Source organism: Pannonibacter indicus (assembly GCF_001418225.1).
GTDB classification, from domain to species: domain Bacteria; phylum Pseudomonadota; class Alphaproteobacteria; order Rhizobiales; family Stappiaceae; genus Pannonibacter; species Pannonibacter indicus.
In genome coordinates this window covers 48742-62676 of record NZ_LIPT01000011.1, presented here as the reverse complement: position 1 = coordinate 62676, position 13935 = coordinate 48742, and the positions used below count along the sequence as shown (strand labels likewise).

11 protein-coding genes are annotated in these 13935 nt (G+C 64.3%); all 11 read right to left on the bottom strand.

The features are described 5' to 3' along the window. Positions 1–48: 48 nt before the first annotated feature. Positions 49–993, bottom strand: coding sequence for a LysR family transcriptional regulator (locus ASC48_RS14715; protein WP_055456487.1), 945 nt, complete (start codon positions 991–993; stop codon positions 49–51). Positions 994–1085: 92 nt separating this feature from the next. Beyond that, positions 1086–2744 carry an OFA family MFS transporter gene (locus tag ASC48_RS14710; RefSeq protein ID WP_055456486.1) on the bottom strand — a complete coding sequence of 553 codons (1659 nt, stop codon included), beginning with the start codon at positions 2742–2744 and terminating at the stop codon, positions 1086–1088. 436 nt (positions 2745–3180) lie between these two features. Then, positions 3181–5244, bottom strand: a complete 2064-nt coding sequence (locus ASC48_RS14705) for a cache domain-containing protein (RefSeq protein ID WP_055456485.1) — start codon at positions 5242–5244, stop codon at positions 3181–3183. Beyond that, a complete protein-coding gene (locus ASC48_RS14700) occupies positions 5237–6652 on the bottom strand; it encodes a sigma-54-dependent transcriptional regulator (protein WP_055456484.1) in 1416 nt (471 codons plus the stop codon). Before ASC48_RS14700 ends, ASC48_RS14705 begins: the two co-directional genes overlap by 8 nt. 104 nt (positions 6653–6756) lie before the next feature. Further along, a complete protein-coding gene (locus ASC48_RS14695) occupies positions 6757–7812 on the bottom strand; it encodes a YeiH family protein (RefSeq protein WP_055456483.1) in 1056 nt (351 codons plus the stop codon). Positions 7813–8258: 446 nt separating this feature from the next. Beyond that, entirely contained in the window at positions 8259–9317 is a 1059-nt protein-coding gene (locus tag ASC48_RS14690) for a TRAP transporter substrate-binding protein (RefSeq protein WP_055456482.1), read from the bottom strand. 24 nt (positions 9318–9341) lie between these two features. Beyond that, complete coding sequence (locus tag ASC48_RS14685; RefSeq protein WP_055456481.1) at positions 9342–10631, bottom strand: TRAP transporter large permease; 1290 nt, start codon at positions 10629–10631, stop codon at positions 9342–9344. Then, the gene (locus ASC48_RS14680) at positions 10631–11221 is read right to left on the bottom strand and encodes a TRAP transporter small permease (RefSeq protein ID WP_055456543.1); all 591 of its coding nucleotides are present in this window, start codon (positions 11219–11221) and stop codon (positions 10631–10633) included. Before ASC48_RS14680 ends, ASC48_RS14685 begins: the two co-directional genes overlap by 1 nt. Positions 11222–11283: 62 nt before the next feature. Then, positions 11284–11814, bottom strand: a complete 531-nt coding sequence (locus ASC48_RS14675) for a flavin reductase family protein (RefSeq protein WP_055456480.1) — start codon at positions 11812–11814, stop codon at positions 11284–11286. After that, entirely contained in the window at positions 11814–12707 is an 894-nt protein-coding gene (locus ASC48_RS14670) for an aldo/keto reductase (protein ID WP_055456479.1), read from the bottom strand. The genes ASC48_RS14675 and ASC48_RS14670 overlap by 1 nt, the downstream gene beginning before the upstream one ends. After that, complete coding sequence (locus tag ASC48_RS14665) at positions 12707–13864, bottom strand: LLM class flavin-dependent oxidoreductase (protein WP_055456542.1); 1158 nt, start codon at positions 13862–13864, stop codon at positions 12707–12709. Before ASC48_RS14665 ends, ASC48_RS14670 begins: the two co-directional genes overlap by 1 nt. Between the last annotated feature and the right edge of the window lie 71 nt (positions 13865–13935).

Genomic DNA, 13935 nt, shown 5'->3' with positions numbered 1-13935 from the left:
CCTCTCAATTCCGCATGTTAGGCGGAATTTCTCCCACTTCAATTCTGGCTATTCGTCAGCTGATTGAAACCTTCTATCGTTGCGGCCCTCCTCCAGGGCGGCGTTGAACTTGCGGGCAAGATCGAGCAGAGCCGCCAGCATCGGCGTCAGCGGCTCGCGGTGCGCGATGATGAGGCCGACATCCTGCCCCGGCATAGTGTCCTCCGGCAGGTCTGCGGTGATGGGCACGGCGGCCAGATCCTTGCGGTCCAGAAAATGCACCGCCAGCTTTTCCGGCACGACGGAGACCCAGCGCCCCGTCATGACATGCGAGGCGAGCACGATGATGGAATTGGATTCCACCATCGGCATGGAGCTGATGCCGGCCTCCTGCAGGTAGCGGTCCACGATGCGCCGGTTCTGCATGTCGCCGGACAGCAGGCAGAGGGGCATGGTGCCCACTTCCGCCCAGGTCAGCGAGCCCCGGCGCGCAACCTGCGAACTGGCGCGGCACAACAGCCGGTAAGTCTCCCGGTAGAGCGGGGTCACCGTCAGGCGGCGGGCGGGCGGCGGATCAAGATAGGTGATGCCGGCATCCAGCTCCAGCCGCTCCAGCTGTTCGAGGATTTCGGCGGAGGTGCGCGACAGGATGGAGACACGCACATTGGGGTGGCGCTCGGTGAAGGGCACGGACAGGTCCGTCACCATCGGCAGGGCCGTGGGGATGGCGCCGATGCGCAAGTTGCCCGACAGGACCGATCGCGCCTGCCGCATGTCCGCCTTCAGCGCCCTGGCATCGGCGACGATGCGCAGCGCCCATTCCAGTGCCTTTTCGCCTTCCGGCGTCAGTCCCTGATACCGTGAACCACGATGGATAAGCTGAACACCCAGCTGATCTTCCAGCTGCTTCATCGCAGATGAAAGAGTTGGTTGCGTCACGCCGATCACTTCGGCGGCGCGGCCAAAGTGCTGCTCGTTGGCAAGGGCGATGAACATTTCCAGCTTGTCGATCATGGGTCCGCTGCCGGCAGGGTCACTGCAGTTCCATTTTTCGGGAACCGGCCGGGCAGGTAAGGCCCGGCCAGCCTGTTCTAGCAGGAAAAGCCTCAGCCGAAGAGGGCGGCGGTCTTTTCCAGCGTGATCCAGACACCCCACAGGATCGGAATGACCATCACGGCCCAGGCGAGTGCGGCCTTGGCGTCGAGCCCCCCCTTGCCTATGCCGAAGGAGCCATGGGCAATGCTGGAATCCGCCGTGCGGGCCTTGGCCTGCAGGGCCGCGACTTCCGTCTCGGACATGTACCACTTCCTGTCCAGCGGCCGGACGAGCGCATTTGCAATGAGGCCGATCAGCAGCATGCCGCAGAGGATGTACATGGTGAAGTCATAGACCTGCGCGCGGGGGATGCCCGCGCTGATCTGCGCCTCACGGATATAGTTCACCACCACGGGGCCGAGGATGCCGGCGGTTGCCCATGCCGTCAGCAGGCGGCCATGGATCGCCCCGACGAACTGGGTGCCGAAGATGTCGGCAAGATAGGCTGGTACGGTTGCAAAGCCGCCGCCATACATGGACAGGATCACCGCGAAGATGGCGACGAACAGCAGCTGGTTGCCAAGCTGCGCCGCCGTCGGGGCGAGGGCATAAAGTACGATGCCGAGCAGGAAGAAGGTGTAATAGGTGTTCTTCCGTCCGATCCGGTCCGACAGGGAGGCCCAGAAGAAGCGGCCTGCGATGTTGAACAGGGACAGGAGCCCGGTGAAGCCTGCGGCAATCGCCGCAATTGCGGCCTTCTGTTCACCCGACAGGTCGTTGAAGGTGAGTTCGGGCAGGCCGATCAGTTTGCCGGAGAAGATTTCCTGCAGCATGGGCGAGGCCATGCCGATCACGCCGATGCCGGCAGAGACATTCATGCAGAGCACGATCCAGATCATCCAGAACTGCGGCGTCTTGTGCGCATTGTTCAGGTGCACATGGTGCTGGGTGATCATGGTGGTGGCCTTCGACTGCGGCGGGGTCCAGCCCTCCGGACGCCAGCCGGCCGGCGGCAGACGGTAGCCGAAGGCGCCGCCCAGCATGAAGACGAAGTAGATCGCCGCCATGACGAGGAAGGTCTCCCAGACGCCGACGCTGGTGGGCGTTGCGAAGTAGCTCATCAGCCGGTCGGCCAGCGGCGCGCCGATCATGGCACCGCCGCCAAAGCCCATGATGGCCATGCCGGTTGCCATGCCGCGCCGGTCCGGGAACCACTTGATCAGGGTGGAGACGGGCGAGATATAGCCAAGCCCAAGGCCGATGCCGCCGATGACGCCTGCGCCCAGCCACATGAGCCAGAGCTGATGGGTCATCACGCCCACCGCCGCCACGGCAATGCCGCCGCACCAGCAGAAGGTGGAGACGACGCCCGCCTTGCGCGGCCCGGCCTTTTCCAGCCAGCCGCCCCAGATGGCCGCCGAGCAGCCAAGGAAGACGAAGAAGAGGGTGTAGATCCAGCCCAGATCCGCCACGCGCCAGTCGCAGGAGGCGGTGAAGAGCGCGGTGACGAGGCTCATGCCCTCGCAGGTGACGGATTGCTGGATGCCGATGGCGCGCGACAGCGGCAGCCAGAACACGCTGAAGCCATAGGCCATGCCGATGCACAGATGGATGGCAAGCGCTGCTGGCGGCACGAGCCAGCGGTTGAAGCCGGGTTTTGCAATGATGCGTTCCCGGTCGAGCAGTCCTCCTTCGGAGTACCCGCCCTCGACGCCGGTGGTTGTGGTCATTCCTGTCTCCTCCCGAGAGCCCCTTGCACAGGGGGACCTTGGAGGGCGCCTTCGCATGGCGGACCGGCGGTTTTGCAAGCCATTGTCCGGACCCCAGCCCCGGTTCCTCCCCGAAGGCCGCCTCTCCCTGCAGAAGTACTTAGCCAGAAGCGTGCCAGTTGCCGGGGCAGGCAGGGAATTGAAGGGCAGGCGGGGTGTGCATCAGGCGCAGGGGCGCTGATGGGATATGGGGCCTTCTGGTTAACTATCTGAAATAATAAGACTAATGTGATTGAGTGGTGTTGTGGGGCTATCCGTCAGAATGTGCCGGTAAGAGTGCCGCGCACCTTGCTTTCCAGCCCCGCTGTATCTTCATCCGCAGCATTCGCCCGTCATGCCGGACAACTTGGGAGGCTCAGGGACAGCTTGTCCGGACAGGGGGTCTTGGGGGCGCGCCTCACACCGCCTCCGGCAGGAAGATAGTGAACGCCGTTCCTTCACCGGGGGTGCTCTGGACGGTGATGCGGCCATTCTGGCGTTCGACGAGTTTCTGGCAGATGGACAGGCCAAGGCCGGAGCCGGTTGCGCTGGAGCCTGAAGTGGAGTTGCTGCCGGGAGCGGGGCGGGTGGTGAAGAAGGGTTCGAAGATGCGGGCCTGCACCTCGGCGCTCATGCCGGTGCCGGTGTCTGCCACCGTGAAGCGCACGCCGGATTGGCCGGTTTCTTCGGCGTCCTCGCAGGCAAGCCGCAGACGTCCGCCATCAGGCATGGCATGGACGGCATTGACGATGAGATTGATCAGCACCTGCTGCAATTCGGTGCGGTTGATCAGCACCTGCCGGGTGGAGAAGGGCTCCAGCGTGACGCTGACACCGGTCTTTTTCAGAAGATGCTGCACCAGCGGCAGGCAGCCTTCGAGGGCTTCGGCGGGATCTGTGCGCTCGGTCCAGCCGGCGAATTCCTCCGGCCTTGCAAACTGCAGGAGGCGGGTGACGATGAGGTGGATGCGGTGGACCTGCTCGTCCAGCAGGCGGAACTCGGTGGCCGCTTCCATCGCCCGATCGCCCATCACCTGGCGCAGCACATCGAGATTGCCCTGGATGACGGCCACCGGATTGTTGATCTCATGGGCGACGCCTGCGGTGATCTCGCCGATGGCCGCGAGTTTTTCCGAGACGATGAGCTGGCGGGTGGCGGCTTCCAGCTGCAGGTTGGACTGTTCCAGCTCGCGGGTGCGCTCGGCGACGCGGGCATTGAGCTGTTCGTTCCATTGGCGCAGGGCGGAGTCCCGCTCCTGCACGAGATCCAGCAGGTGGTCGAGCAGATGCGCCACGCGGGTGATTTCGTCCTGACCGGCCCCGCCGCCCTGCGGCTGCGGGGCGTGGGTGCGGGCGCCCATGTCGCCAGCCTCGACACGGGAAATGGTGCCGGCCATCTTCTCCAGCGGGCGGAAGATCGCCCGTGCCCAGCGCAGGAAGATGGGAACGGTGATGGTGCCGATGGCCAGAAGCGCAAGGACGACCAGCAGCACCGTCTGCTGCCGCGCCTGCGTGAAGGGCGTTTCCAGAAAGCCCACATAGAGCATGCCCACGCGCTGGCCCTCGCTGTCGAGGATCGGCTCATAGGCGGAGATGTACCAGTCGTTGACGACGAAGGCGCTGGCCCGCCAGGTGATGCCGTCATCCAGCACGGTCTTGCGCACGGCATCCGACACCCGCGTGCCCAGCGCGCGCTTGCCCTCGAACAGGCGCACATTGGTGCTGATGCGCACGTCATCGAGAAACAGCGTTGCCGTGCCCTCGCTGCCCTCCGGCAGGCTGCCCTGCCGGTAGACGAGATCATTGATCGTGTCGATGAAGACGAGGTTCTGGTTGAGGAGCAGGCCACCGGTGAGCGCGGCCTTGCGGCCATCGGCCAGCGTGACCGGGGTGGCGGCCAGAATGACCATGCCCCGGTCTTCGGTCTTGCGCGGGCTGGGGGCGGCGTTGGCGGTGGGCACGATGTCGAGCCTGGCACGCGCCGCAAGCTCTGGCGCAAGCCGTTCAAGATCCGGGCCGGAGAGAATGGTGATGCCGGTGCGGGCGGTGCCTTCCAGCGCGCTGGCGATGACCGGAGAGGATTGCTCCGGCAGCCGCAGGTCCGGGCTGCTGGCGGCGATCAGTGCGCCTGAGGCATCAGTGATATAGAGATAGTCGAGGCCGAGGGTGGTCTTTTCCTGCGCCAGCAGATCCGCCAGTGCCGGGCCAGAGGCGGCGCTCTGGAATCGGGCGGACTGGGCGATGGCGGTCAGCCGCTCGCCGTTGGTTTCCATCAGCCTTGCGAGATACTGCCGGGCGATGGTGAGGTCGGCGCTCACCTTGTTGATCAGGACCTCGCTGAACTTGGCATTCCAGCGCAGCATGATGCCGCCGGCCACCAGCGGCACGATGACCAGCATGGGCAGAAGCGCAATTGCCAGCAGGCGGAAGCGGACGGAGCGGGACGGGCGGACGCGCTCCAGCGGCGCGGCAGGGTCAGACATTCCAGTCCCTGAGCCGCCGGTCGATGGTCTTGCGGGAAATGCCAAGAAGGCTTGCGGCTGCATCCCGGTCGCCGCCGCAGCGCTCCAGCGTGCCCAGAATATGGTTGCGCTCCATATCCGCCAGCGTCAGCGTGCCATCGGCCTGCGGTGCCGCGCTGGCTTGCCCGCCGCCAAGGGGCGTTTGCGCGGTGCGCAGGAAATCCGGCGGGAAGCGGCCAAGGATCAGGCTGCGCTCTATGAAGTTGCGCAGCTCGCGCACATTGCCCGGCCAGTCATAGCCGGCAATTGCCTGGCGTACCTCTTCGGTGAGCGGCAGCGGCGGGGTGCCGAGCTGCAGCGACAGCTTCTGCATGAACAGGTCCGCCAGATCGAGCGCATCACGCCCGCGCTCCTTCAGCGGCGGCATGTGCAGGCTGACGATGTTGATGCGGAAGAAAAGATCGGCGCGGAAGCGCCCTTCCGCCACCGCCTTTTCCAGATCCACATTGGTGGCAAAGACGAAGCGCAGATCGACCGGCAGCTCCCGCTCGGCGCCGACGGGACGCACCTTGCGGTCTTCCAGCACGCGCAGCAGCTTGCCCTGGGTCTGAAGGGGCAGATCGCCGATCTCGTCCAGAAACAGCGTGCCGCCGCGGGCATGCAGGAGCAGCCCCTCACGGCCATTCTGCGCACCGGTGAAGGCGCCTTTCACATGGCCGAAAAGCTCGCTTTCCACCATATCGGAGGGCATGGCCGCGCAGTTGACGGGTACGAAGGGCTTGGCCGCCCGGCCGGATAGCTCATGGATCATGCGCGCCGCCACTTCCTTGCCGGTGCCGGACTGGCCGGTCAGCAGCACGGAGGAGGGGAGCGGGGCAACGCGGGCGATGGTGGCGCGGATGTCTTCGATGGCGGGAGATTCGCCGATCAGCTTGTCGCGCAGGAGAATGAGGTCGGAGCTGGCCTTCAGTTCATGGCGCAGCACCGTGTTCTCCCGCTGCAGCCGCATCCGGTCGAGGCAGCGGGCCACCGCATTGAGGATCTGGTTGGAGCGGAAAGGCTTCAGCACGAAATCCGCTGCGCCCGCCTGCAGCGCCTGAATGGCCGTCTCAAGGTCGGCATAGGCGGTGATCAGGATGGCGGCGGGCAGAAAGCCGGTGTCGCGCTGCTCGGCCAGCCAGTCCACGCCGCGCTTGCCGGCCATGATATTGTCGAGGATGACTATATCGAAATGTGCTGCATCCAGCAGGCTTGCGGCCTCTTCGACGCTTGCCGCCAGATCCAGATGGCGGCAGCGCGGGCGCAGGGTGCGGTCAAGGAAGTTGCGCATGCCCGGCTCGTCATCGATGACGAGGATCGAGGCCTCTCCCAGTGCCTCATCAAAGCCTGTCCTCGGCGCAGCGCTGGCCAGTGCCGTGCTGGTGTTCATTCTCCCCTCCCATGCTGCCTGCTTGCGGTGTCATGTTCGCACCCCATGAAGCAGCAGTGTCCGACCCTCGCAAAACTGGCAAGGAAGGGCAAGGGCGGAGAGCCTTAATGCAGCCGGTCGAGCGGCAGGAACTCGACGCAGATCAGGATGAAGCCTGCGAGGAACACGGTTTCGGCGACCAGCAGCGCAATGGCGCGGCGGCCGACGCTCATGATGTTGGGCAGGGAGGTCTTGACGCCGACCGCGCCGATGGCCGCCAGTAGCGCCCAGCGGGAGGCCGCATTGGCGCCTTCTGCGACGAAAGCCGGGATTTCGATGAGGGAATTGAGAATGGCGAGTGCCAGAAAACCGAGGACGAACAGCGGCACCAGTGGCGGGCGCTTGGCATCGGAGGGCACGGACCGGCGGAAGGCGAGGGCGATCAGCAGCACCACGGGGGCCAGCATGGTGACGCGGATCAGCTTCACCAGCACGGCCATGTCGCCGGTTGTGTCGGAAACGGAGAAGCCCGCGCCGACCACCTGCGCCACATCATGGATCGTTGCGCCGAGGAAGACGCCGGTGACCGGATCGCTCATGCCCAGAGCGGAAGCGAGGATAGGATAGCCGATCATGGCGAGTGTGGACAGCATGGTCACGCCGAAGACGGCGAACACCATGTCCCGTTCGGCCTCATGGGCAGACTTGCGCGGCAGCACGGCGGCGATGGCCATGGCGGCTGACGCCCCGCAGATGGCGACGGCACCGCCCGTGAGCAGGCCGAAGCGGCTTTCCTGCCCAAAGAGGCGCGAGACGGCCATACCGAAGCCGATGGTCAAGGCAACGGCGCTTGCCAGCACCAGAAGCATCGGCAGCCCGAGATCGGCAAACATGCCAAGGCTGATCCTGAGGCCGAGCAGCGTGATCCCGGCGCGCAGGAGGCTTTTCGCGGCAAATTCCAGCCCCGGCAGCATGCGCGGATCATCTGAGAGGAAATGCAGCGCCAGTCCGATCAGGATTGCCAGCAGCATGGCCGGCGCGCCGTAATGCTCCGACAGGAAGGCCGAGGCGAGCGCGATCAGCACTGCGATGGAAAGGCCGGGGAAGCGCAGGCGCATGCGCGCGGCAAGCGAAGTCTCCCCGCCCTTTTCGGCTGGAAAGGCCTGATCTGGAGTGGCCATGGCGTGAACCTTCAGGATTGGGCGCAAAAGAGACGCACCGGCGTTCCGGTACCTGTCTTGAGAGCCATTGTTTTTCGGGCAGGAAATTTTGTTTCAGTGCAGATGAAAGGATATCTTATCCGGGCCTGTTTGTGGCTGGTATCTACGGCAAGGCGTTTCAGCCCCCTCCCTCTTGGGCGGCATTGTTTACAACAGACAGCCAGTCAGGCTCCCCGGTTGCGGTTTGAGGAAAGGGTGCGTGCTGGTCATTTCTGCAAGGCGTTTCCGCCCGCCTCCCCACGAGGGGGCGGAAGCGCACTGCCATCCTGCCAGACGCGGATCTGTGGGCTTCTCTCTGCAACTGATATGGAAGACCTGCCTCCTTCAGAGGAGAGGGCGCTCCAGCCATAGCTGAATGCATTGCCCAAAAGCAGGACGGAGCGGGCTCCGTCCTGCCGGATTCACTATCAGTCGGCCGTTTCGGCGGCACGCTCGGCGTTGACCTGTTCTTCGGCTTCGGCCACGGCGGTGGTGAACATGGCGAAGACTTCCTCGCCGCCCGTGACCTTGGTCTTGAACCAGTCGAACACCGGCGTGACGGCCTCCTTGAAGGCGGCCTTTTCTTCAGCCGTCGGCACATAGATCTCGCCGCCGGCTTTCAGGAAGTCCTGATAGGCGGCGATTTCCTTGCGCTTCGGGCTGGCGAAGGTGGCCTGCTGCAGCGCGGCGAAGCCATCGGCCACAATCGTGCGCTGTTCCGGTGTCAGCGACAGGAAGCGCTCGTTCGACATCCACCAGAAGGCGCCCATGTAGGAGTGGCCATCCAGGGTGATGTATTTCACACCCGCATCGGTGAACTTCATGTTCATGATGTCTGTGATGCCGTTGGCCGTGCCCTCGACAACGCCGGTCTGCAGGGCGGTGAAGAGTTCCGGCCACGGAACGGGCGTGGGAGAGGCGCCGACGGCGGTAGCCACCTGCTGCGGCAGGTCGGCCGGCACGGTGCGCATCTTCAGACCCTTGAGGTCTGCCGGGGTCTTCACCGTGCCCTTGGTGTTGGCATAGTTGCGCCAGCCGCCGGTATTGCCGATGGTCATCAGGCGGATCTTGTTGCCGCTATCGGCCAGCGCCTTGGCGCGCAATTCGCGGGTGAAGGGGCCGGTCAGAACGGCTTCGGCCACCCGGTCATCGCTCATCAGATAGGGCAGGTCCAGCACCTGGATATAGGGGAAGAGACCCGCCGCACCGCCGGAGGTGGAGATGTAGATATCGATGTTGCCATCGGCGACGCCCTGAAGGCATTCCTCGCCGGTGGCACAGAGCTGGGTGCCGATGAACAGCTCCACGGCAATCGCGCCGTTCGAGGCATTCTCGACGTAGTTCTTGAAGACGACGAGGCCGTCATAGTCCTCGTCATTCTCGTTGGAATTGGCGGTGGCGCGCAGGGTGATGTCTGCGGCCTGCGCTATGGTTGCCATGGACAGCGTGCTGGCCAGCAGCACGGTCTTCATAAGTGCCTTGAGCATTCCAGTTCCTCCCTTTCACTCAAGTCAGTTCACGAACCCCAAAAGGCGGGGGACGGTGAGGCAGATGGCGGGGAAGTAGGTGATCAGGAAGATCACGGCCACTTCCGCCGCCAGGAACGGCAGTGTTGCCCGGGCAATGGTCTCCACCCTCAGGCCCGAGACGGACGAGGTGACGAAGAGCACGAGGCCCATGGGCGGGGTGAGAAGGCCAACGGTGAGGTTCACCGCCATGATGATGGCAAAATGGATCGGGTCCACGCCCATGGAGGTGAAGATGGGTCCGAGGATCGGCCCGAGGATGATGATGGCGGGGCCCGCATCGAGGAACATGCCGACGATGAACAGCAGCACGTTGATCAGGAACAGCAGCACCAGCGGGTTGTTGCTGAGGCCGAGGATGATATCCGCCAGCAGTTCCGGCGTGTGGGCAAGGCTTGCCACGGTCTTGAAGGCCATGGCGGCGCCCACCAGCAGCAATACCACGGCGGAGGTCATGCCGGCGCGGGTCAGCACGTCGGGGATCTCGCGCAGCTTCAGCGTGCGCATAACGAAGAGGCCGATGAAGAAGGCATAGCCTACCGCTACGGCCGAGGCTTCCGTCGGCGTGAAGACGCCACCCAGAATGCCGCCGAGGATGATCACCGGCGTCAGCAGCGGCCAGAAGGCCGAGAGGCTGGCGCGGCCCCGGTCGCCCCACGAGGCTCGGGCGGTGGCGGCGGGCAGGTTTTCCCGGTCCGCCTGCAGCCAGACGATGATCATCAGACTGAGACCAATGAGAATGCCCGGCACGATGCCCGCAAGGAACAGGGCGGCAACGCTCTGGTTCATCACATAGGCATAGATGATCATGATGCCGGAGGGCGGAATGATCGGGCCGATGATGGAGGAGGCGGCTGTGACGGCTGCGGCAAAGCGCCGGGTGTAGCCCTGCTTTTCCATGGCCGGGATCAGCATGGAGCCCAGCGCCGAGACATCCGCCACCGCCGATCCGGAAAGCCCGGAAAAGAGCATGGAGGACATGATGTTCACATGCGCCAGCCCGCCGCGCAGATGGCCGATCATGGCCTGCGCAAATTCCACGAGGCGCATGGTGATGCCAGCCCGGTTCATCAGCTCGCCCGCGAGCATGAAGAAGGGGATCGCCATCAGCGGGAAGCTGTCCATGCCGTTGTAGACATTGCGGTAGAGCAGGGCGATCTCACGCTCCTGGCCATTGGCCCAGAGCAGGGCGGCGGGTGCCATGATGAGGCCGAAGACCACGGGCAGGCCGACGAACAGCAGCAGGAGGAAGAGCGGCAGGAAAAGGCTGAGCATCACTCCGCTCCCAGAGACTGAGTTTCGGTAATCGGTACAAGCTGGCGTTCACCGCCCATGAGCGTGATGAGGCTGCGCAGGATCAGTTCGATGCAGACGGCGAACATCGCCGTGCAGCCAACCGCGAGCGAGGCCATCATCCACGCGCGGGGCACCTTCATCCATACGGAGAGGTCCAGCGTCGCGGGCACGGAAATCGCCGCCATTGCAAAGCGTCCGCCGATACCGGTCACCTCCTTCCAGCCCAGCCGTGTGGCGTAGAACAGGAGGCCGGCAATCAGGAGGAGCAGAACGAGATTGAGCACTCCGGCCGCGAGGCGCGGCAACAGGATCACCAGCATGTCGATGCCGACGAAGCCGCCCCGGCGGAAGGCCGTGGGCACCATCAGACCGGTCATCCAGAGCATGAGGAAACGTGCTGCCTCTTCCGTCCATGCGGGGGCGTCGTTGAGCACGTAGCGGAAAAACACCTGGATCAGGATGATGATGACCATCAGCCCGACGCAGCCTGCCCCGATCCAGCGGCCAGCGGCCAGCGCCGCGCCGTTGACAAGGCTGAGGTATCTGGCAAGTGCCAGAATGAACGCCATCATTTTCCTCCCACCAGCCGCGGTCTCCCGGCGCGGCTGCCAAACCCGAATGATCTGAAGTCTCAGGTCATTCGGGCAAACCGTCCGAAAGCACCCTGCGAGAAGCAAAGCGGAGCGCCATCGCGCTGTGCCACGCGTAGCACCCGGCCGATGACAATTGAATGGTCCCCGCCATCGTGTACGGCATGCAGGGCGCATTCGAAGCGGGCGAGCGTGCCGGGGATGACAGGCGCACCTTCCGCATTGAACTGCCATGCCAGCCCGTCGAAGGCGGTGCCGCCCCGGGTGAAGCTGGTGCTGAGCCCGTCCTGCTCCTCACCCAGCACATGGATGGCGAAATGCGCGGCGGTGGTGAAGCCGCCGTGCTTGGATGAGCTTTTTGCCGGCGACCAGAGCACCAGCGGCGGGTCCAGTGACAGCGAGGTGAAGCTGTTGGCCGTCATGCCCATGGGGCCCTGATCGCCCATCGCCGTCACCACGGTGACGCCCGTGGCAAAGGTGCTCAGTGCAGTGCGGAACTCGCGCGATGTTTCCGTGCCCGGCACGAACAGCCGCTCATCCCGTCCGGAGAGGTGTCCGTTTGCTGCCATCATCACGGCACGTCCTTGCCGATGGCGAGGGTGTAGAGCTCGAACCAGGTCTGCCGGTCCATCTCCACCTTGGCTGCCTCGCCGATCTTGCTGATCCGCCCCATGTTGTTGGTGCCCATCACCGGGATGATCCGCGCCGGATGGCGCAGCAGCCAGGCAACGGCAACAGCGGTGGCATCAACGCCCTGCTCCGCGCCGATCCGCTCCAGCGCCGCCAGAAGCTGGCGGTTGTCCTCGCCGAAGAGCGAACCGCCACCCAGCGGTGACCAGGCCATCGGCGCAATCGCGCGTTCCTGCAGATAGGCCAGATCGCCGTTGATGAAGCACTCAGGTGCCACAAGGCTGATCTCGATCTGGTTGGTGACGAGCTTGCTGCTCATCGCCGACTGCAGCAGCGAGAAATCCCAGGGGCGGAAGTTGGAGACGCCGGCGCTGCGCACCTTGCCCGACGCGATGAGGCCGTCCAGTGCCTTGCCGGTTTCCTCGTGATCGATCAGCGGGTCGGGGCGGTGAATCAGCAGGAGGTCGATGCGGTCCGTGCCCATGTCACGCAAGGAGGCTTCGACCGAAGCGGTGATGTGGCCTTCGGTGGTGTCGTAGTACTTCACGCGCCGGTCCGCATAGCGGCCGGCCGGGGCGACGATGCCGCACTTGGTGACGAGTTCCACCTTGTCGCGCAGCTGCGGGGACGCCTTCAGCGCACCGCCCAGGATGGCCTCTGCCGTGTAGCCGCCGTAAATATCGGCCTGATCCAGCGTGGTGATGCCCTGCGCCAGACAGCTTTCGATCTTGGCCTGAACATGCGCCGGGCTGGTGTTGCTGTCATCACCGATGCGCCACATGCCATAGACGATGCGGCTGAGGCTCAGGTCTTTGGTGAGATGAATGCGGTTCATCAGCGGCGTTCTCCCACGCCCAGCGGAGTGGCGGGCGTTTCGCTTGGCACACGGCCATATTCATGGGGCAGGGAACAGGTCTTGAGCTGCGGCAGGACCTTGGTTCCGAAGTGACTGGCTTCCTCCAGATGCGGATAGCCTGAGAAGATGAAGGCACGGATGCCCATCTTCCGGTAGGATTCGATTTCCGACAGCACCTGATCGGTGGAGCCGACGAGCGCCGCCCCGCAGCCTGAGCGGGCCCGGCCAATGCCGGTCCACAGATGCGGCTCGATATAGCCGAACTTGTCCGCCAGTTCGCGGGCGCGGGCCTGATGGGCAACGCCCAGCGAGATGGAGTCGTGGGCGCGGCCGCGGATCAGCTTGCCGTATTCGTCATCGAGCTTCGAGACGAGATGCTCGGCATATTCGCGCGCTTCGGCTTCGGTGTCACGGACGATCATGTGGACGCGCAGGCCATAGTCCAGCGTGCGGCCATGGGCAGCGGCGCGTTCATGCACGGCCTTCATCCGCTCGGCCAGCTGGTCTTTCGTCTCGGGCCACATCAGATAGACGTCGCACTGCGCACCGCACAGTTCCAGCGCATCCGGCGAGTATCCGCCGAAATAAAGCAGGGGGCCGCCGTTCTGCTGATAGGGCCGGGCCGGTTCCGTCGACACGCCCTTGAACTGATAGACCTCACCCTCATGGTCGATGGTCTCGCGCGTCCAGGCCTGCCGCAGGATCTGAACCACCTCGTGGCTGCGCTTGTAGCGGTAGGCGCTGTCGGCGACTTCGCCGGGGAAATCGGAGCTGATGACGTTGAGCGTCAGGCGGCCCTTCAGCATGTGATCGAGCGTTGCCACCGTGCGCGCCAGCATGATCGGCTGCATCTCGCCGCAGCGGATGGCTGCCAGCATGTTGATGCGCTCCGTGATGGGGGCGCAGCCGGCGACGAAGCTCAGCGTGTCCTGCCCGACCTGATAGGATGAGGGGCACAGGATGTTGCGGAAGCCGAGGCTTTCCGCCTTCTGCACGATCGAGGAGCAGTGCTCCCAGCTGGAGCGCAGGCTGCCGTCCGGCACGCCGAGATAGGCGTAATCATCGGAACAAAGAGCCGCAAACCAGGACACTTCGGATGCGTCGAGATCGGCGGAGGTTACGGGAACAACGGTCATCATACTCCCCTTTTGAGCCGCAGTTTCCACTTGCGTAACATCTGCATTGATGTAAATCAATAGTGTATCAA

Bases quoted from the DNA above. Each gene is read 5' to 3' on its own strand.
- ASC48_RS14710 (WP_055456486.1), bottom strand. From the start codon at position 2,744: ATGACCACAACCACCGGCGTCGAGGGCGGGTACTCCGAAGGAGGACTG.
- ASC48_RS14690 (WP_055456482.1), bottom strand. From the start codon at position 9,317: ATGCTCAAGGCACTTATGAAGACCGTGCTGCTGGCCAGCACGCTGTCC.
- ASC48_RS14700 (WP_055456484.1), bottom strand. From the start codon at position 6,652: ATGAACACCAGCACGGCACTGGCCAGCGCTGCGCCGAGGACAGGCTTT.
- ASC48_RS14685 (WP_055456481.1), bottom strand. From the start codon at position 10,631: ATGCTCAGCCTTTTCCTGCCGCTCTTCCTCCTGCTGCTGTTCGTCGGC.
- ASC48_RS14670 (WP_055456479.1), bottom strand. From the start codon at position 12,707: ATGAACCGCATTCATCTCACCAAAGACCTGAGCCTCAGCCGCATCGTC.
- ASC48_RS14715 (WP_055456487.1), bottom strand. From the start codon at position 993: ATGATCGACAAGCTGGAAATGTTCATCGCCCTTGCCAACGAGCAGCAC.
- ASC48_RS14680 (WP_055456543.1), bottom strand. From the start codon at position 11,221: ATGGCGTTCATTCTGGCACTTGCCAGATACCTCAGCCTTGTCAACGGC.
- ASC48_RS14675 (WP_055456480.1), bottom strand. From the start codon at position 11,814: ATGATGGCAGCAAACGGACACCTCTCCGGACGGGATGAGCGGCTGTTC.
- ASC48_RS14665 (WP_055456542.1), bottom strand. From the start codon at position 13,864: ATGACCGTTGTTCCCGTAACCTCCGCCGATCTCGACGCATCCGAAGTG.
- ASC48_RS14705 (WP_055456485.1), bottom strand. From the start codon at position 5,244: ATGTCTGACCCTGCCGCGCCGCTGGAGCGCGTCCGCCCGTCCCGCTCC.
- ASC48_RS14695 (WP_055456483.1), bottom strand. From the start codon at position 7,812: ATGGCCACTCCAGATCAGGCCTTTCCAGCCGAAAAGGGCGGGGAGACT.